Below are 17,655 nucleotides of genomic sequence, written 5' to 3'. Positions count from 1 at the left end.
GTCACTGACTGCATCAACATCTTCACCGCTGAAAATCGACCGGACCTCGGCGGGAATGAAAGCGACGAATGCGGTCGGTCGGTTTCGGATACAACGCCAGGCCTATATTTGACAGGCCCCTTTGTTGGAATTTCCAGACGAAATGGCATTCGTGAACTTTATCCCTTGACGGATGCGAAAAACAGATGCTTGTATTGTGAGAACGTTCGCACAATTGGATCACAGGTTCAATCTCCAATTTTGAGTGGCCTGTTTCCGGTGCGAACCGGAGGAGCAAATAAAGACAAGAAAGGGGAATGACATGACGATCAAAGCTCTTGCCAGCAAGCTTCTTGCCGGAACGGTTCTGGTCATCGCCATAGCGGCATCAGCCAATGCCGCGGGCGTCGATCAGAAATTGCACGGCGCAGTTCCGTCGGAATACCAGAAGAATGGTGTCAATGTGGCTGCGTTTAACGACTGGCCACCCGATGAATTCGTCGAAACCGGCGAGTTGAAGGGATGGAGCATCGATATGGCGAAGGCCATGTCGGAAAAGCTCGGTGTCGAATTCAAGTTCACGCCGACGAGTTTCGATGCCATCATTCCAGGGCTGGCTAGCAAGCGTTTCGATGCTGGTTTCTCCTCCTTTGGCGTCACCGAGGAGCGGCTTGAGGTCCTTGATTTTGTACCACAACGCAAGGAAGGAACGGCCTATGCGTTCCTTAAGGAAAAGAGCCTGGACATCCAATCGGAGAAAGATCTTTGCGGTCATTCCGTTGCTGTTCTGACCGGTGCCTGGGATTTCCAATACTTGACCAAGGTCAGCGTTGAAACTTGCGCCAAGGAAGGTGCTGCGTCGATCGACCTGCAACAGTTCACGACACAAAATGCGGCGGAGCTAGCGGTTTCGTCTGGTCGTGTCGAAATGGTCGCGGCAGGTTCGGCCAAATTGCAGTATCTTGCCAAACAGACCGGCCGCTTTGGTGTATCGAAGCTGACCAGCAATGCCGTCTTCAACGGCATCGGCGTGCGCCGTGACGATCCGCTTGGGCCAGTTCTCAGGGACGCGCTTCAAGCAATGATCGACGACGGCACCTACACGGCGCTGATGGCGAAATGGGGTGTCGACGGTTCCGGCATGCTCGACAAGGCATTGCTCGTCAATAAGGCAAACCCTGTCACGAAGTAAGGGTGGATGATCCGCTCGATTCAATATCGCGGAGCCGTATGCAGCGGCTCCGATCCTTTTCTGCCAGAGGTGCAAATGGCTCACGACAAGAAACCCCCAGCATCGGCGCGTCCCAATATTCACGAGACCAAACCGGTGCCACTGCGCCATCCATCCTGGTGGATTGGCGGGGTTGCTCTTTTGATCTTCGTGGTCATGTTCATTCGCCTCCTGGTCACGAATGAGAACCTGCATTGGGAGGTCGTCGCGCAATATATGTTCAGTGCGGAAATCCTGGCTGGGCTCGGACGCACTCTGCTGCTGACCTTCATCGCCATGATCATTGGCCTTGTAATCGGAGTGGTGCTTGCCATCATGCGTCTGTCGCGCAATCCAGTGTTCCAGACCGCAAGCTGGGTCTGGATCTGGTTTTTCCGTGGTGTACCGCCCCTCGTTCAACTGATCTTCTGGTACAATCTGGCGCTGCTGATCCCGACTGTGTCGATTGGTGTTCCCTTCGGACCTGAACTCTGGTCCGCCAGCATGAATTCGCTGATCACGCCCTTCAGCGCAGCCGTTCTCGGACTGGCCTTGACTGAAAGTGCCTATGCCGCCGAAATGATCCGTGCCGGCATTCAGGCAGTCAACGCTGGACAAACGGAGGCGGCCGCAACGCTCGGGATGACCCGCTCCCAAACGCTGCGGCGCATCGTGCTGCCGCAGGCGCTGAAAATCGTCATTCCGCCGATCGGCAACGACACCATCTCCATGCTGAAATTCACCTCGCTGGTCAGCGTGCTCGCGCTTCCGGACCTGCTTTATTCCGCGCAGATGATCTATTCGCGCACCTATCAGACCATCCCGCTGCTGATCGTTGCGACGATCTGGTATCTGGTGCTTTCAACTATCCTGACCCTTATTGAGCATTACATCGAACACCGTCTGAACGACGGCAAGTCGCTGGAACTCAGCCTTGTCCTGTCGTCCCTGTTTTACAGCAAGTTCTGGGCGCCGCGCCGCGCGAAGGTTTCCGCATGATTGCCACCATGCCTCTGCTCAATGTCGAGCGCCTCTCCAAGAGTTTCGGAACGCATCGGGTGCTCCACAGCATCGATATGAGCGTCAAGCTGGGCGACGTCACCTGCATCGTCGGGCCGTCGGGCTCCGGTAAGAGTACGCTGCTGCGCTGCCTGAATTATCTCGAAGTGCCGGATTCGGGCGTCGTTTTTCTCGACGGGAACCCTGTTGGCATGCGCTGGCACGGCGACACGCTGCGTCAGATGTCGTTCAACGAACTGGCAATCCAGCGCCAGCGCATGGGTATGGTTTTTCAGAGTTTCAACCTCTTTCCGCACAAAACCGCCCTTGAGAACATCATCGAAGCGCCGATCATCGTCCAGCGTCGCAAGAAGGCTGAAGCCATCGAGGAGGCGGTAGCGCTGCTCGACAAGGTTGGCCTTAGCGATCGCGCGCACTACTATCCGAAACAGCTTTCCGGCGGGCAGCAGCAGCGCGTGGCGATCGCCCGCTCGCTCGCGATGCGGCCAGCGGTGATGCTCTTCGACGAGCCGACCTCAGCTCTCGATCCGGAACTGGTAGGTGAGGTCCTGGCCGTGATGCGTCAGCTCGCAGAGGACGGCATGACGATGGTCGTCGTCACGCATGAAATGAGCTTTGCCCGTGACGTTGCCGATCACCTGATCTTCATGGATGGTGGCGTCATCGTCGAAGCAGGTCCGCCGAAGGAGGTGCTGTCCAATCCGCAGCACGCTCGTACAAAGTCTTTCCTCGCTCGCGTGCTCTGAGCCAGATATCCAAATCCGAAAGCGCCCCATGCAGCATCTGAATGCCGATACCGTCCATGCCCTGCTCGACTATCCCCGCCTGGTCGAGGCCCTGCGTCGTGCCCACCGCGATGGCACGATGCCCCAATCCCGCCTACAGGTTCTGAGCGACACTGGCAACGAGGCCAACAAATTCGTTTCTCTGATCGCCTGGGCGTCAGGGGACGTGATTGCGATCAAGCTTGTCGGCGTGTTTCCCGACAATCCTTCGCTCCCGGTTCCAGAGCCGTCGGTACAGGGTCTGGTCACGCTGATCAACGGCAAGACGGGCGCGCCGCTGATGACCTGCGACGGTGCGGCCCTCACCTTCCGCAAGACGGCGGCCGACTCGGCACTGGCCGTCGATCTTTTGGCCCGCAAGGATGCCGAAGTGCTGCTCGTTCTCGGTGCCGGCGGTCTCGCGCCGCACGTGATCGAGGCGCATATGACCGTGCGCCCATCGATCACCCGGGTAATGATCTGGAACCGGCATCCGCAGAAGGCGACCAACCTTTCGGAAAACCTCAGACATCTGCCTGTTGACATATCTGCCGTCGATAATCTGGACAACGCCCTGGCGCATGCCGACATCGTGTCCTGTGTAACCATGGCGACGGCCCCGCTCGTGAAGGGTGCCTTGCTCAAGTCCGGCTGCCATGTCGACCTGATCGGCGCCTACTTGCCCGAGATGCGCGAAGCGGACGATCAAGTTGTACGGCGAGCCGGCCGCATCTTCGTTGATACCCGGACCGCCTGCGAAGGATCCGGTGACGTGGCCGAACCGCTTGCCCGTGGGCTGATAACGCGCGAGCAGATCGCCGCCGACCTGTTCGATCTGTGTCAGGGTCGACATCCAGGGCGCAGCGACAATGACGAAATCACAATGTTCAAAAATGTCGGTGGCGGTCATCTTGATCTCTTCACCGCGCGCCACTTGCTTGGTCGAGCAGACATTGTCGGATGAGCCGTCGCCGCTTGCTCGCGCCAGGAAGGGTTCTGAATGGGGTGACCGCCCCTCGACGGCATCGATGTGCCAGGATGGAGACGTTGATCACCATTTAAGGGGGGCGTCCACCCCATCAGAACCATATGATCTCCCCAGGCCAAAGAAGAGCGCGGTTTAAGTGCTCCAAGGATATCCCTATCTTGGTCATCTGCCGCTCGAATGAAAACTTCCATCACCGCTCCTGTGTGAATTGCTATCATTACACTTTGGCCCATTTTCTACCTTGGCGGTCGTTCGAGCCAAGGGCTTCGTAAACTTAACCTGAGGTATTCCCCTTCTGTCCAACGGCAAGGCATTCGGCAACCATCAAGCGATGCGCCGACAGACTTAGACAACGCAAAGTAACTCCAGCTTCGGCTCACATGCCGGTTGACTGGTTCTGTTGCAAATGTTTCGTCAATGAGATGGATGTAGCGTTTGGGCTTTATCTGCAGAGTATAATCGATGTTCAAAGGCCGCCATTTCGACAAATCCGTCATCCTTCTGTGCGTGCGATGGTATCTGACTTAGAATCTGAGCCTGCGTGATTTGAAGGAGATGATGGCTGAGCGCGGCATTGCTATCGACGATTCGACCGTGCATCGCTGGGTTTTACATTTCAGCCCCAAATTGCTTGAGCGCTTCCATCGCAGGAAGCGCCACGTTGGGCGGAAATGGAACCTCGACGAGACCTACGTGAAGGTCAAAGGTGAGTGGATGTATCTGTATCGTGCCATTGACAGCAACGCAGATACGGTTGAGTTCTATTTCAGAAGAAATCGCGATCTCCAGGCCGCAAAGCGCTTTTTGCGCAAGGCTTTGGCCCGTCATGGCAGGCCAAAGCGGATCACCATTGACGGAAGTCAGACCAATCGCACGGCAATCATGCAGTGCGATGCAGAGAACCGGCTTTGGCGAGGTGGTCATCCCATCGCCATTCGCTCCAGCAAATACATGAACAATGCCATCGAGCAGGATCACCGCCGGGTCAAACGCCGGATAAAGTCCATGCTCGGTTTCAAATCCGAGCAAGCCGCTGGGATCAGCCTTGCCGGTATCGAACTCATTCACATGATGCGCAAACAGCAGGGTGTCTTTGCAACAGCGAAAACCTTATCGCTCAGACAGCAATTCGCGGAACTCACTGCATAATTGCGTCCAGTGGTAAGCCGCGCTCCCTCAAAACCGATTTTTTGCAACAGATCCCAACATTCCCTTTTACACACAAGACTTTGTTAAAGGGGCTGTATTGGTCGGCGCCCTGGCTATTTCCTACGGTATTGGCCGGAGTTCATATTCCTGAACGTCTGAGCGATGGCGGACATCGCGGCAATGATATTGCTTATTTCAAAGGACCGCAGCACCACAGGTCGTTTCAAGAGCTGAAACGACTATGCGAAGCCGCAGGCCAGTCTGGTGTTCCTTTAACGGGCGCGCTTATGAAACAGCTTGGATGGTCCTGATCTTCTCAAGCCCTCCGACAACCGGTGCAAATTGCTCCCAGACGCCTTGTGCACCGCTTTCCCATGCAACCCTATTTTCCGGCTGGAGAACTTTTCCTCCATGATCAGCGGCGGTCTTTACCGATCCGGCCTCATCCTCGACAATCAATTGGCTGAAGTAATCGGCGCCGGCGGCTGACGCGTCAAGGAAGACCTGCTTCTGCTCGGCGTTGAGGCTGCTCCAAAACGCCGCGGAATAATAGACGACGCCGGACGCCCAGACATGGCCTGTCTCGGTCAGATAGGGCACGACTTCGTACAGCTTGAAACCCGCATAGGCCGATTTCGTCAGATCCATTGCGTCGGCAACGCCCGTTGACAGGGCATTGTAGGTTTCAGTGATTGGGATACCGATCGGCGTGGTGCCGAATGCCGCCCAGAGCTTAGTATGCAGAGGGCTCTGGATAACGCGGATACGCTTGCCCTTGAGCTGCTCCGGTCGCGTGACAGGTTCCTTGGTCAGGAGGTGGCGCGCGCCGTAGTTGATATAGCCGCCGACGACAAAATTCTGCGCAAGAAGCTTCTCCTTGAGCCCCGTTCCCACCTCTCCCTGCACGACTTTGCGCACATGCCCGGCATCGCGGAAGAGGAACGGCAGATCAAGAATCTGTAACTCGGGCACCCAGCCGGAAAGCCATGACACCGTTGACTGGCTGGCCTGGATCGAGCCGAGCCGCACGCCTTCCGCGACTTCCTTCTCGCCCCCGAGCGCGCCATTCCTGACGATATTGAACCTGAACTGGCCGGGCAGTTTCGCTTCGACAAGGTCGCGAATTTTGAACCATATCCTGGTTTCCGGTTTGTCATCGCCAAACAGAGAGGCAACCGTGATCGTTCGGGTTTGAGCGGCGGCACGGCCGACAAGCGCTGGGGCGGCAAGCACTGCCGTTCCAGCGACGGCGACGGACTTGATGAAGGTACGGCGATGCATGGTCATTGGATGGCTTCCTGATTTCTAGAAAATGATGGCCCAGGCGCAGATGATCGCCAGAGCTACAAGCAGTGCGAAGAGATAGGGAACAACAGCGCGAAACAGCGCCGATGCCGGCAGACGCGTGACACCGCTGACGACAAAGATCAGCATGCCAAGCGGCGGTGTCAGCCCATGGATCATCAGATTGACGACGATGATCACGCCAAAATGAACGGGATCGATACCAGCCACCACCGCGGCAGGGAGCAGGATCGGGCCAAACAGAAGTATTGCAGCCCCGATATCGAGCACCAGACCGACGACGAGCAATATGAGATTTGAAAGCAGCAGCACGGCGATTGCACTTCCGCCGAGCGCGGAGGTCAGGTTCGAGATAAGCCCGGAAACATCGTCCACCGCCAGCAGGAATGCAAACGGCCCCGCGGTTCCGATCAGCAGTCCGATGGCCGAAGCTTCCGTCGCCGCCTGTCGGAACGCGCTGAAGAGCGAACCGAACCGCAGACGCGCCCCGATCCCGAGAAGCAGGGTATAGATCGCCGCAAGCGCCGCCGCTTCCGTCGTCGTGACGACGCCCATGCGGATACCGACAACGACGATGATGCCGAGGCCAAATGCCGGAATTGCGCCGATGGCGGCATTCCAGCGTTCTGCCCTGCCCGCACGCGGTTGCGGCTGTTGCTCGCGAACGGTGAGGTGGATGGCAACTGCTAGACAGATGGCCATCACACCACCGGCAAAAAAACCGCCGACAAGCAGCGATCCCACCGAGAGATTGGTCGCTGCGGCCAGGATCAGGAACGCGACGGACGGCGGTATGATGTTGTCAAGAACCGAGGTGGAGGCGATGATGGCGGCAGCCTGCGCCGGCGGGTAGCCGCGCTTGACCAGTTCGGGCTGGAATGTCGATGCACCAAAGGCCGCATTGGCAACCGATGAACCGGACGCACCGGAAAACAGCACGCTGGTCAAAAGTGTCGTCTGCGCCAATCCGGCGCGGCGATGGCCGACAAGCGCGGATGCGAACCGCACCAATTGGTTGGCAACACCCGAGGCCGTCAGCAATCCGCCAGCCAGCAGGAAGAAAGGAATGGCTAGAAGCAGAAACTTTGACATGCCGGTGACCGTAGAGGCGACAACGGCAGGCTCGGGCAATGTACTGCCGAAGGCAATCACGACATAGGCGGCCGCAAGAAATGCGTGCGGCAGCGGCGCTGCCACCACCAGACCTATGGCCGCGATCAATCCGAGAACAATGCTTGGAGGCCAGGCGCGCCCCAAATCGAGGTGCGGAATAGCAAAGTAAAGGGCAGCCCCGATAATGCCGGCTGTGACGATCTGCACCGCTTTGCCGTCTGCCAAGCGTTGCAGCAGCACAGCGGCAAGCAACAATGAGCCGCCCGCGCCTAGGAAGCCGAACCGTATCCACTCCGGCAGCCCCAATGTCGGTGAAACGCCGCCGAGCATTGTCATGATCTCGCTGCCGCCGAAGCTCAGGATAAGTCCGGTCAAGACGGTAAAAATATCAGCGATGGCATTGGCAACAATCCTGCCGGATGGAGGCAACAGGTCGGCAAAGACGTCAAGCCGCATGGCCAGGGCGCTGTTCAGGCTGAGAGGCGCACCGAAAGCGATGAGCGCAACGTGCAGCCACACCGACAGATCCTCCGATCCCATGAAGCCGGCGCTGAAGACGTACCGCAGCACGACCGTTGCCAGGACAACCGCGAGCAGGATGGCGAGCAAAGCGGCACAGAGCCAGCCAAGCACGGCCTCCAATCGCCTGAGCAGTTGGCTTGAAATCCGGGCAAGCCCTTCACCGGGCAGAGGTTCTGTGGTCTCGATAAGGGTCACGTATCTGTCTCTTTCGCTCAAGTGGCAAAAACTTATGCGGATTTGGCACTGCCCAGGTCTCTGTCGAACAATGTCGACCAGGTGAAATGTTTCGCCTGCGAAACCTCTCGCGTTACGTCGAGACGCGGCAATACGAGTTCGCCGAAGCGATATGCCTCTTCCAGAAGCGGCATCCCGGAGAGAATGAACGTGTCGACGCCTGCCAGCCTGTAAGCGTCCATTGTCCGTAGAACGGTATCGGGAGAACCAACAATGGCAGTCCCGGGCCCTGGGCGGACGAGGCCGATTCCGGCCCACAGATTGGACGCTATTTCGAGATCGCGCAGATCGTCCGGTTTGTGGCCGCCATGCAGCGCGCTCATGCGTTGCTGACCGACGGAATCGCTCTTGGAAACAAATCGCTGGTTGGCAGCGATCGCAGCGGCATCCATGCGCGCATAGAGATCATTGGCCGCATCCCACGCCTTGGCATCGGTCTCCCGTACGATGACGTAGAGCCTGATCCCATATTCGAGCGTCCGGCCGAGCCGGGCCGCCCGCTCCTTGACCGCGTCGATCTTCTGCCTGATCTGGTCGGGTGTTTCGCCCCAGGAGAGGTAAACGTCGACATGTTTGGCCGCAACGTCGAGCGCCTTGTCGGACGAACCGCCGAACCAGAGTGGCGGCGGGGCGATGCCGGTTCCAACGGGAAGGGCGAGTTTGGCACCCTCCGTTGAAAAATACTTGCCCTGATGGGTCACGCTTTCGCCGGCAAAGAGCCGATGCCACAGGGTGAGATATTCGTCCGCCATGTCGTAACGCTGGTCGTGCGGCAATGTCATGCCATAGGCACCCAGCATTTTGGCATCGCCCGAGACGACATTGACGAGCAGGCGGCCGCGCGAAAATTCCTGGAACGTTGCCGCCATTTTGGCCAGCAGCGTTGGCGCAATCAGACCGGGATGCACCGCCACCAGAAATTTCATGCGCTCGGTATAGGGAAGAAGCGCACCCGCGAGCACCCAGACGTCATGAGCCCCGGTTGCAAAAAGTGCTCCGGTATAGCCGAGATGATCATAGGCCTGCGCCAATTGCCGGTAATAGCCGTAGTCAACCTGACGCGAACCTTCCGGCTGCCAGGGATATGCACCATCCGGTGCGCACATGTACCAAAGTACGTTCATGACATTCTCCTCCGCTCAGACGCTGCAGGCCAATTGTCCAAGGCGGACGGGGTTCTTGAAATATCCATGGCGATACAGGGTATCGGCCTCTTCCTGCTGCTCGGCGATGATGTCCGCATCGGCCGCCACAACGCTGAAGTCCCGGGATCGAACCACGCGCTCCCACGCATCAAGGTCGGCATCGCCGGCACCATTCGCGACAAGCCGTTCGGCAGCAATGCGCGTATCCGCTGCCACCTCACGGCCGATGCGGGACAATTCCGCGACAATGCCCTGACGCGTTTCCCGGGACAGCCGGCGATCGTCCGTCGTCCAGAACAGGGAGCGGTTGGGAATTGTCGAGCCACAGCGCGCAATCAGACGAATGTCGCTGCGTTCCATCGCCTTTTCCAGACGTGGCGCCATGGCAATCCAGGCATCCACACGTCCTTCAAGCAGGGCTGGCAATGAATCTGCGGCCCCGGTCTCGAGGCGGCTGACATCCGGCAGCCGCAGCCCTTCGCCTTCAAGGGCTCGCGCCAGAAGATAGGTATGAAACGAGCCATCGATCAGGGAAATGCGTTTTTCCCTTAGATCGGCAATGGAACGGATCGGGCTGTCCCTGGCAACGAAAATACCGCCATTGGCTGGCCGCGGCGCGGATGCCGCGATGTAGGTGACATTCCAGCCAGACGCTTCGGCAGCAATCGGTGGCGTCGATCCGGTGCCGCCAAAATCAATCTGACCATTGCCGATCAGTCTGATGGTATCGCGGCCTTCGTTGTAATTGACGAACTCCGGCTCAAGTCCCGAAAAAGCATCGGGCCAGGCCTGCGCGAGACGCAAGTGCAAGTTGCTCGGATGAACGCCGATTTTCATGCTGATGTTCCAATAGGATTGAAATGACTGCTGAAAACAATTTATATTTTTATATATCGTTCAGGAAAGGCGGCCATCCCAATTCATACACAGCGGCGAGACAAGATTTCCAATGGCCCGGGAAAAGAGAGAACAATTTTGCATTCTTATCAAAGGCTGCTTTTGCGCATTGAAAGCGAAGACACCTCAATCTATCTTTTTATGAATGATGAGGGACACCAGTCATGGCAAAAACGATTTCGCCCAAACTCTGCCGCAGCGTGGGAGACGCAAGCGAGCTGCTCAAGCACATTGCCAATCCCAACCGCCTTTCGATCGTATGCTATCTGATGGAGCAGGAAAGCTCCGTGTCACATCTTGAGGAGGAGCTCGGCATTCGCCAGCCCACGCTTTCCCAGCAGTTGAGCGAATTGCGCGATGCCGGCATTATTGAAGGGCGGCGTGACGGCAAGACCATTTTCTATCGTGTCGCCGACCACAGGATTAAAAGACTGGTGCAGACACTGCGCGACCTGTTTTCCGGACTGGACGATGTTACCGGCAAGCATTCGATGAAAAATTCTGGCGGCGTCCCCGTCGATGAAATGATGTTCGACTGAAGCCGCCGTGATTGACCTTTACACATGGATCACCCCCAACGGATTGAAGGTTGCCATCGCGCTCGAAGAGTTCGGCGTGCCATACCGCATCCAAGCCATCGACATCACCAGGGGAGAACAGTTTGCCGCCAGCTATCTCGATATAAACCCCGGCGGGAAAATACCCGCAATCATTGACAATGAAACCGGTATCAAACTCACGGAATCGAGCGCAATTCTGCTCTATCTGGCGGAAAAAACCGGAAAGTACCTGCCACGCAAGGGCGTTCCGCGTGTGCAAACCCTGGAGTGGCTGATGTGGCAGACCGGCGGGCTGGGGCCGACGCTGGGGCACGCGCATCACTTCCTGACCTACCACGAGGGGAAGGCTCCATTCGCAGAGGATCTTTTCCGCAACGACACCCGCCGTCTCTATGGAACACTGGACGCGCGACTGGCTGGCCGGCCTTATCTGGCCGGCGACTATTCGATCGCCGATATGGCGACGTGGCCGTGGGTTTCACGATTCATACGTCACAAGATTGCTCTGAACGACTACCCTCACGTGAAACGGTGGTATCTTCACATCGCCGGACGGGAAGCCGTCCAGCGCGGCTATCGTGTGCCCCATTTCACCGGAGAAATTCCGCTACCTTGACGAATCCGGTGCGGTCTGGACTTGCTTCAGAGAAGTGGAGAGGTTTTCTTGAGTTGGAAGGAAACCGGAATGCCGAAGCAGAAGAATTTTACCAAGGAATTTGAGAAAGAAGCGGTGCGCCAAAAACTGGCCCATTATCAAAATGGAGACGTTGCCGCCGCACGGTACGCATTTGGCAAAGGCCGCGCAGCTTTGATCGGACCTCATCCCGAAGCGACCCAGGATTGGTACGATGATTACGGCTTACACAATCCAGACGGAGTGAATTCGAAACTCATCCAAGGATTGCTGGACGCGGCAATGGCAGACAAAGGTATGCGTAGCAGGGGGCGCCTCATGTTTGCTTTCCCACAAGCGCGGCCATATTGGGACGTCGCTATCAATCCTTATAACGGGGCAGCCATTCAACCACCGATCCTCGCCGACCGGCATAGTCAATGTGTATCTCTCTACACTCAATCCAGCCGCCTGAGGTCACGTTGCCTTGCGCAGATGCCTCTCGAGCCACAGGCTGTAACGAGACGCCGCATAACAAATAATAAAATAGATAAGACCGGCAAACAGGTAGCTCTCATCATAGAAGCCGAGCCAGACCGGATCATTTGCGGCGTTCTTGGCTGCATTCAACAGATCGAAAATACCGATAACAGCAACCAATGTGGAATTAAGGAGGATACCGGTGGCCAGATTAACGAGTGCAGGAATTACTGCCCGCAAGGCCTGCGGAAGAACGATCAGCCATATAATGGGCCAATAGCCAAGACCCAGCGCGTAAGCTGCTTCCGCCTGTCCATAGGGAACCGCGTGAAACCCTGCGCGCACCACCTCCGCCAGATAGGCAGATACAAAAAGGGTCAATCCGATTTGCGCGCGCACCAGAGCCTCCGGCGAAAACCGTGCCGGCAGCATCATCGGCACCAGCAGCATGGCCACATAGAGAATGGCGATCATCGGAACACCGCGAACGGCTTCAATATAAAGGATTGCCAATATCCGGACCCCTGCCATTTTCGAGCGACGCGCCAGGGCGAGCAATACTGCAATGGGAAATGCACAGGCAAAGCCGACCACGGATATGAGGAGCGTTAACGCCAGACCACCCCAGCGGCCGGTCGGCACTTTCGGCCCGACGACCAACCCTGCCATCAGCATCCACACAAAAACAACAACCGCTATCCAGAGATAGACGAGATGGAGCGTCCAGAAACGAGGCATTCCCGTGATTGCAAGCAGTGCAACAATTGTAACGACAGTGACTGCAGGTCGCCAGTCAAGTTCCGGAGGATACAGCGCAAATAGAATAAAGCGCAGCTTCGCACCTATGAACGCCCAGCAGGCACCTGAACTGGCGGCACAGTCCTTGGCTGTGCCTGTCCATATCGCATCAAGCAAGGCCCAGCGGACCAGCGGCGGAATTGTCCACAACAGCAGTGCAACGGTCGCGAGGGTAACAATGGCATTCACCGGCGTGCCAAACAGTCCATGTCGCAACGCGGCACAATGCTGCTGCCGTTTCATCCTGATATCCGTGCGGTTGACGATAGGGCTCATCGTGGCAAGTATCCCTGACGCTCGATGCGCTTGTTGTACCAATTCATCAGTGTCGAGACCGAGAGATTGAAAGTTAGATAGCAGATCACGATAATGGCAAGCGCCTCCAATGCCTGACCGCTCTGGTTGGCTGTCGTGTTGAGAACGCTGACAAGATCGGGAAAGCCGATGGCAACGGCCAGGCTGGAATTCTTCGTCAAATCAAGATAGCTAGACGTCATCAGCGGGATGATCACACGCAAGGCCTGAGGCAGCACGACGAGCCGCATGATACGGGCGGGTTGCAGGCCAAGAGAGCGGGCTGCCTCCCATTGCCCCGACGGCACCGACTGAATACCGCTGCGAACGATTTCGGCGATTGTGGCGGATGAATTCACGACCAGGCCAATCAGCAATGCGGCAAATTCCGGGGTCAGATTGAGCCCGCCGACGATGTTGAACCCTTTCAGCGCCGGTACGTCGATCCGGATACTGACGCTGGAAAGACGAAAAACCAACCCGATACCGATGAGCGTCAAAAGCAGTATTCCCGCACGTTCTGTCATGGTCACAGCATTTCCGCTACGCCGCCGCAATGAGAAATAGGCGCCGGAAACGATACATAGTCCCACCGAAACAAGCAGCGTTTTGAGCGATAAGTGCCCAGCCCCGATGCTCGGAACAAAAATTCCCCTGTTGCTCAAAAAGATCGCTGTGAAAATGCTGAATGCCTGTCGCGGCGCCGGCAAGGCGTGGGTGACGGCACTCCAGAAGAACAATTGCAGAAGCAAGGGCGTGCTGCGCAATGTCTCGACATAAATCCGCACCAAGCCGGCCAGAAGCACGTTGCCGGAGAGCCGGGCTATCCCCAGAAACACCCCGAGGATTGTCGCAAGAATGCAGCCGGATATGGCGATCGCTACCGTGTTCAGCAACCCGACGAGGGCCGCGCGGCCGAAGCTGTCGCTGGGCGAATAGGCTATCAGGCTTTCGCCAATAGCGAAATTTGCGCTTTGTCCGAGGAATCCGAAACCTGGCGTGATCCCGAGCCGGTGCATGGATTGAAGCATGTTCGATCCAAGCAGCCAGAAGATGGCGGCAAGGGCGAGAAAGACGCCAAGCTGCGTGACGGGATAACTCCCCCACCAGCGCAGCAGGGAAAGGCGAAAACCGGACCCTTGCGGGCCCGGAATCCGGTAGTTCAAAATCGGCGTATCTGCAGACATGATCGGGACTGCACTCAACGGAACGGCGGAGAGTACAACAGTCCCCCCTTCGTCCACGGTTGATTGTAACCGCGCTCGAAACCAACCGGCGATCCCTTGCCAATGGTGCGTTCGAAAATCTCGCCGTAATTGCCGAGTGTTTTGACAATGTTGTACGCAAACTTCGGATCAAGTCCGATGGCTTGGCCCAATGCCGGATCTGTCCCAAGGAACCGTTTGATCGCTGGATCTTCACTGGTCAGGAACGTGTCGATGTTGTTTTTGGTGATACCGAACTCTTCAGCCTGAATGGTTGCGTAGACCGTCCAGTTGACGATTTCGAGCCAGCGGTCGTCGCCCGAAGCAATAGCCGGTGCCAACGGTTCTTTCGAAAGGCGCTCCGGCAGCAATACGAAGTCATCAGGCTTCGAAAGTAATGTACGGCGCAAGGCAAGATCGGACGCATCCTGCGTCAAGGCATCCACGCGCCCTGTCTCAAGCGCCTTGAGGAATTCATTGCTGTCTTCGATGGTTACAGGCGTGAATTTGTGTCCTGATTTGCGGAAGAAATCGGCAATGTTCAACTCGCCCGTCGTTCCGCTCTGCACACCGATCGTGGCGCCATCCAGATCGCTCCCCTTGGTTATACCAAGAGACTTGCTCACGAGAAGACCTTGTCCGTCATAGAAGATGGTCGGTCCGAAGTGGAAACCAAGCTTGAACGCGCGCGTGATCGTCTGGGTAACACCCGAAAGCAGGATGTCGAACTCGCCCGACTGCAAGGCAGGCAACCGTTGCTGAGGCGACGAAGACGTGAATTCGACCTTGTCCGGATCGTTGAAAACGCTGATTGCCAGCGCCCGTCCGAACTCGACGAAAAAGCCCTGCCATTTGCCGTTGCCGTCAGGGGCGAAGAAACCCGGTGAAGTGCCGACACCAACCTTGATCGTACCGCGATCCTTGATTTTGTCCAGAGTAGGACCTGCCAGCGCGACACCACTGAACAATGTGGATGCTGCGACAAATCCGGCGACAAGCCTCGTTCTCCAGATGCCGTACCGTTTGTTATTCTTCTGCATTCAATCTCTCCTTTGGCAGAGCGTTCTTGGGTCAGGTGAGATTTGATCCTGCGATCACCCCCTGCATTCCCGCTGTCGAAAGGGTAGAGAAGAACAGTATCGGGAGGAGATATCGTTTTGCGCATGAATGACTATCTTTGCAGTAACATGCTCAAGGAGCGGCAATTTTCGGCTTTATTTCTCAAAGGGTTTGCCTATGAAGTTCCGAAACCCAATTCATCATTGCCTGACTTCATGACAGGCCGGCGAGCAGATCGCCAGATTCCAGTCTCTGGCCAAGGGCACGACAATGACCGCCGAAGGTGCCCCCTCAATGGTCAGCTTGCACATTATGGCAATGCCCTCGTCGCATCTTGGACTGCTCACGGTACAGGTACCGTTTTGAGCCTCCCCCGGCGGGTTATCAGGTGCCGGGGAAGAGCCGCTGTCGAACCGCAAAAATCCTGAGTTGTTGCTCCGAGGTGATAATCATCGGGACCACACGGCCGTTGCCGGGAAATCTTGCGTAACACACGTCCGGCCAGATTTTCTGTGTCTGGCTTTAATCTCAAAACAAAATTACCGTTATGATGAAACAATTGAAACACGGTTCTGAATTCCGGACTACCTCCTGTACTCAGGATGTGGGACATATTTGCGAAATTTTGAGCGGCGATGTTCCACAGCCGGTCAATGGAGCAGCCAGTCTGTGCCCGCAATCTCAAACCAAAATACAACAACCATAAGAAAAACAGGAGCTCTCGCAATGTGCCTTCCCATCAGCCGAACGAAATTGCTCGGCGCGGTATTCAGTCTTGGCCTGGCATTTGCCGCCACGGCGGCTCAATCGGAAACGCCTCCCAATGTTCTGGTTGTCGCGCAGTCCATTGACGATGCTGTCAGCTTTGATCCTGCCGAGGGATTTGAACTTACAACGGTTCAGTCATTCAACAATATTTATCAGCGCCTGGTGCAGGCGAACCGGGATGATGCGACGAAAATTGAGCCAGCCCTTGCTGCATCCTGGGAGATTGGCTCTGACGGGAAGAGTTTGACTTTCGCGTTGGCGGCCAAGAGCGCCTTCGCCTCTGGCAATGCGGTTCGCCCTGAAGATGTCATCTTCTCCCTCACCCGCGCCGTTAAACTCAACAAAACCCCGGCGTTTATTCTCAATGAGCTTGGCTGGTCGGCTGACAGCGTGGATGCTGCTGTCACGAAGGTGGATGACACCCACGTCAAGATCAGCTGGAGTGCAGATGTCGGACCGGCATTTGCTCTGGCGATTTTGACAGCACCCATCGCAAGTATTGTTGATACGCAAGTGGTCACGGCACAGGCCAAAGACAACGATTTTGGCAACAGCTGGCTGAAAACCAACTCGGCTGGCAGCGGACCCTTTAAGATTGCCAATTACACGCCCCACGAGGCACTCGTGCTTGAGGCCAATCCCACCTCGCCCAATGGGGCACCCAAACTGGCGAGCCTTATTATCCGCAATGTCCCTGATGCAGGTGCGCGCCGCTTGCTTGTCGAACAGGGTGACGCCGATATTGCCCGGGGCCTCGGCGCGGATCAGATTGATGCGCTCAAGCAAAAGCAAGGCATTGAGGTCCTCGCTGTTCCCTCGGCGCGGACGGATTATTTGCTGATCAACTCAAAAGCCAATGCCACACTCGGCAATCCGGCCTTTTGGGAAGCGGCCCGTTACCTGGTCGATTACAACGGCATCTCCAAGGATCTCCTGCGGGGGCAGAGCCAAGTTCACCAGGCGTTTCTTCCGGTTGGATTTCCGGGCGCTTTGACCGACACGCCATTCAAACTCGACATCGACAAGGCCAAGAAAATTCTTGCCGATGCGAAGATCGCAACACCGATCAAGGTTGACTTCCCGGTGTTCAACGACCAGCCATTTCTTTCCATCGCGCAATCCCTGCAGTCGAGCTTCGCCAAAGCAGGTATCGAACTTGACATCCAGCCCGGCGTCGCCAGCGAAATCTACGCCAAGGGCCGTTCAGGAAATTACCAGTTCACCCTGCGCTACTGGATTCCCGACTACTTCGACCCTCACTCGAATGCCAGCGCATTTGCAATCAACAAGGATAGTTCATCCAATACTGTGGCCAAGCAGGCGGGTTGGATAATTCCCGAGTTAACAGCCGAAACGCTCGCTGCCGTTAAAGAACAGGACCCGGCCAAACGCGCCGTCCTTTACGGCGAACTGCAGAAGAAAATCCAGGCAAGCTCACCCTATGTCTTTCTGTTGCAGGGCAGCGATCAGGTGGTTTTGCGCGATGTCGTAAAGGGCTATAAGCAGGGACTCAACGCGGATCAGGTTTACTACGATAGGGTCGAGAAGTAAT

At 56.6% G+C, this 17,655-nt stretch carries 14 protein-coding genes and 2 pseudogenes; 9 read left to right on the top strand and 7 right to left on the bottom strand.

Features of this window, described 5'->3' with window-relative positions:
* Window positions 1–301 precede the first annotated feature (301 nt).
* The 5 genes and pseudogenes from ACZ5FP_RS27005 to ACZ5FP_RS26985 all read left to right on the top strand — a co-directional run bounded on the left by ACZ5FP_RS27005 (window position 302) and on the right by ACZ5FP_RS26985 (window position 5,110).
* Window positions 302–1,171 carry a transporter substrate-binding domain-containing protein gene (locus ACZ5FP_RS27005; RefSeq protein WP_464665062.1) on the top strand — a complete coding sequence of 290 codons (870 nt, stop codon included), beginning with the start codon at window positions 302–304 and terminating at the stop codon, window positions 1,169–1,171.
* A 75-nt stretch (window positions 1,172–1,246) separates the two neighbouring features.
* The gene (locus ACZ5FP_RS27000) at window positions 1,247–2,188 is read left to right on the top strand and encodes an amino acid ABC transporter permease (RefSeq protein WP_464665060.1); all 942 of its coding nucleotides are present in this window, start codon (window positions 1,247–1,249) and stop codon (window positions 2,186–2,188) included.
* Window positions 2,185–2,955: an amino acid ABC transporter ATP-binding protein gene (locus ACZ5FP_RS26995; RefSeq protein ID WP_464665058.1), complete on the top strand. Its 771-nt coding sequence runs from the start codon at window positions 2,185–2,187 to the stop codon at window positions 2,953–2,955. Before ACZ5FP_RS27000 ends, ACZ5FP_RS26995 begins: the two co-directional genes overlap by 4 nt.
* Before the next feature lie 28 nt (window positions 2,956–2,983).
* Window positions 2,984–3,937 (top strand): bifunctional Delta(1)-pyrroline-2-carboxylate/Delta(1)-piperideine-2-carboxylate reductase, encoded by a 954-nt coding sequence (gene lhpI / locus ACZ5FP_RS26990; RefSeq protein ID WP_464665056.1) that lies wholly within the window; start codon window positions 2,984–2,986, stop codon window positions 3,935–3,937.
* A gap of 486 nt (window positions 3,938–4,423) precedes the next feature.
* A pseudogene (locus ACZ5FP_RS26985) lies at window positions 4,424–5,110 on the top strand (IS6 family transposase).
* A gap of 285 nt (window positions 5,111–5,395) precedes the next feature.
* On the opposite strand, the gene ACZ5FP_RS26980 reads toward ACZ5FP_RS26985, so the two are convergent.
* From ACZ5FP_RS26980 to ACZ5FP_RS26965, 4 genes are read right to left on the bottom strand one after another with little or no spacing between them, the layout of a single operon-like run.
* Window positions 5,396–6,397: a TRAP transporter substrate-binding protein gene (locus ACZ5FP_RS26980; RefSeq protein WP_464665054.1), complete on the bottom strand. Its 1,002-nt coding sequence runs from the start codon at window positions 6,395–6,397 to the stop codon at window positions 5,396–5,398.
* Window positions 6,398–6,415: 18 nt separating this feature from the next.
* The gene (locus ACZ5FP_RS26975) at window positions 6,416–8,218 is read right to left on the bottom strand and encodes a TRAP transporter large permease (protein WP_464665427.1); all 1,803 of its coding nucleotides are present in this window, start codon (window positions 8,216–8,218) and stop codon (window positions 6,416–6,418) included.
* A gap of 59 nt (window positions 8,219–8,277) precedes the next feature.
* Window positions 8,278–9,408 (bottom strand): LLM class flavin-dependent oxidoreductase, encoded by a 1,131-nt coding sequence (locus ACZ5FP_RS26970; protein ID WP_464665053.1) that lies wholly within the window; start codon window positions 9,406–9,408, stop codon window positions 8,278–8,280.
* A gap of 15 nt (window positions 9,409–9,423) precedes the next feature.
* Window positions 9,424–10,266 (bottom strand): ABC transporter substrate-binding protein, encoded by an 843-nt coding sequence (locus ACZ5FP_RS26965; protein ID WP_464665051.1) that lies wholly within the window; start codon window positions 10,264–10,266, stop codon window positions 9,424–9,426.
* Window positions 10,267–10,490: 224 nt separating this feature from the next.
* On the opposite strand from ACZ5FP_RS26965, the gene ACZ5FP_RS26960 reads away from it, so the two are divergent.
* Window positions 10,491–10,865, top strand: a complete 375-nt coding sequence (locus ACZ5FP_RS26960) for an ArsR/SmtB family transcription factor (protein ID WP_464665049.1) — start codon at window positions 10,491–10,493, stop codon at window positions 10,863–10,865.
* 7 nt (window positions 10,866–10,872) lie between these two features.
* On the top strand, window positions 10,873–11,502 hold the full coding sequence (locus ACZ5FP_RS26955) for a glutathione S-transferase family protein (protein ID WP_464665048.1): 630 nt from the start codon (window positions 10,873–10,875) through the stop codon (window positions 11,500–11,502).
* A 474-nt stretch (window positions 11,503–11,976) separates the two neighbouring features.
* On the opposite strand, the gene ACZ5FP_RS26950 is transcribed toward ACZ5FP_RS26955, so the two are convergent.
* The 3 genes from ACZ5FP_RS26950 to ACZ5FP_RS26940 are packed head-to-tail and all read right to left on the bottom strand — an operon-like array spanning window position 11,977 to window position 15,316.
* On the bottom strand, window positions 11,977–13,053 hold the full coding sequence (locus ACZ5FP_RS26950) for an amino acid ABC transporter permease (RefSeq protein ID WP_464665046.1): 1,077 nt from the start codon (window positions 13,051–13,053) through the stop codon (window positions 11,977–11,979).
* Entirely contained in the window at window positions 13,050–14,258 is a 1,209-nt protein-coding gene (locus tag ACZ5FP_RS26945) for an amino acid ABC transporter permease (RefSeq protein WP_464665044.1), read from the bottom strand. Before ACZ5FP_RS26945 ends, ACZ5FP_RS26950 begins: the two co-directional genes overlap by 4 nt.
* Before the next feature lie 14 nt (window positions 14,259–14,272).
* On the bottom strand, window positions 14,273–15,316 hold the full coding sequence (locus ACZ5FP_RS26940; protein WP_464665042.1) for an amino acid ABC transporter substrate-binding protein: 1,044 nt from the start codon (window positions 15,314–15,316) through the stop codon (window positions 14,273–14,275).
* A gap of 312 nt (window positions 15,317–15,628) precedes the next feature.
* Between ACZ5FP_RS26940 and ACZ5FP_RS26935 the strand changes: the two are divergent.
* Together ACZ5FP_RS26935 and ACZ5FP_RS26930 are read left to right on the top strand one after the other, a co-directional pair.
* Window positions 15,629–15,707, top strand: a pseudogene (locus ACZ5FP_RS26935) (DMT family transporter); the annotation flags it as partial.
* A gap of 354 nt (window positions 15,708–16,061) precedes the next feature.
* The gene (locus ACZ5FP_RS26930) at window positions 16,062–17,654 is read left to right on the top strand and encodes an ABC transporter substrate-binding protein (protein WP_464665041.1); all 1,593 of its coding nucleotides are present in this window, start codon (window positions 16,062–16,064) and stop codon (window positions 17,652–17,654) included.
* The last annotated feature ends 1 nt before the right edge of the window (window position 17,655 follow it).

The organism is Phyllobacterium sp. T2-21 (assembly GCF_055378485.1).
Note: the sequence above shows the minus strand (reverse complement) of the source record. Positions and strands in the feature narration are given on the sequence as shown.

Excerpts from the sequence above, each read along its gene's own strand:
- ACZ5FP_RS26970 (WP_464665053.1), bottom strand. The coding sequence starts at position 9,408 with ATGAACGTACTTTGGTACATGTGCGCACCGGATGGTGCATATCCCTGG.
- ACZ5FP_RS26950 (WP_464665046.1), bottom strand. The coding sequence starts at position 13,053 with ATGAGCCCTATCGTCAACCGCACGGATATCAGGATGAAACGGCAGCAG.
- ACZ5FP_RS26945 (WP_464665044.1), bottom strand. The coding sequence starts at position 14,258 with ATGTCTGCAGATACGCCGATTTTGAACTACCGGATTCCGGGCCCGCAA.
- ACZ5FP_RS26995 (WP_464665058.1), top strand. The coding sequence starts at position 2,185 with ATGATTGCCACCATGCCTCTGCTCAATGTCGAGCGCCTCTCCAAGAGT.
- ACZ5FP_RS26930 (WP_464665041.1), top strand. The coding sequence starts at position 16,062 with ATGTGCCTTCCCATCAGCCGAACGAAATTGCTCGGCGCGGTATTCAGT.
- ACZ5FP_RS27005 (WP_464665062.1), top strand. The coding sequence starts at position 302 with ATGACGATCAAAGCTCTTGCCAGCAAGCTTCTTGCCGGAACGGTTCTG.
- ACZ5FP_RS27000 (WP_464665060.1), top strand. The coding sequence starts at position 1,247 with ATGGCTCACGACAAGAAACCCCCAGCATCGGCGCGTCCCAATATTCAC.
- lhpI (WP_464665056.1), top strand. The coding sequence starts at position 2,984 with ATGCAGCATCTGAATGCCGATACCGTCCATGCCCTGCTCGACTATCCC.
- ACZ5FP_RS26940 (WP_464665042.1), bottom strand. The coding sequence starts at position 15,316 with ATGCAGAAGAATAACAAACGGTACGGCATCTGGAGAACGAGGCTTGTC.
- ACZ5FP_RS26960 (WP_464665049.1), top strand. The coding sequence starts at position 10,491 with ATGGCAAAAACGATTTCGCCCAAACTCTGCCGCAGCGTGGGAGACGCA.
- ACZ5FP_RS26965 (WP_464665051.1), bottom strand. The coding sequence starts at position 10,266 with ATGAAAATCGGCGTTCATCCGAGCAACTTGCACTTGCGTCTCGCGCAG.
- ACZ5FP_RS26980 (WP_464665054.1), bottom strand. The coding sequence starts at position 6,397 with ATGACCATGCATCGCCGTACCTTCATCAAGTCCGTCGCCGTCGCTGGA.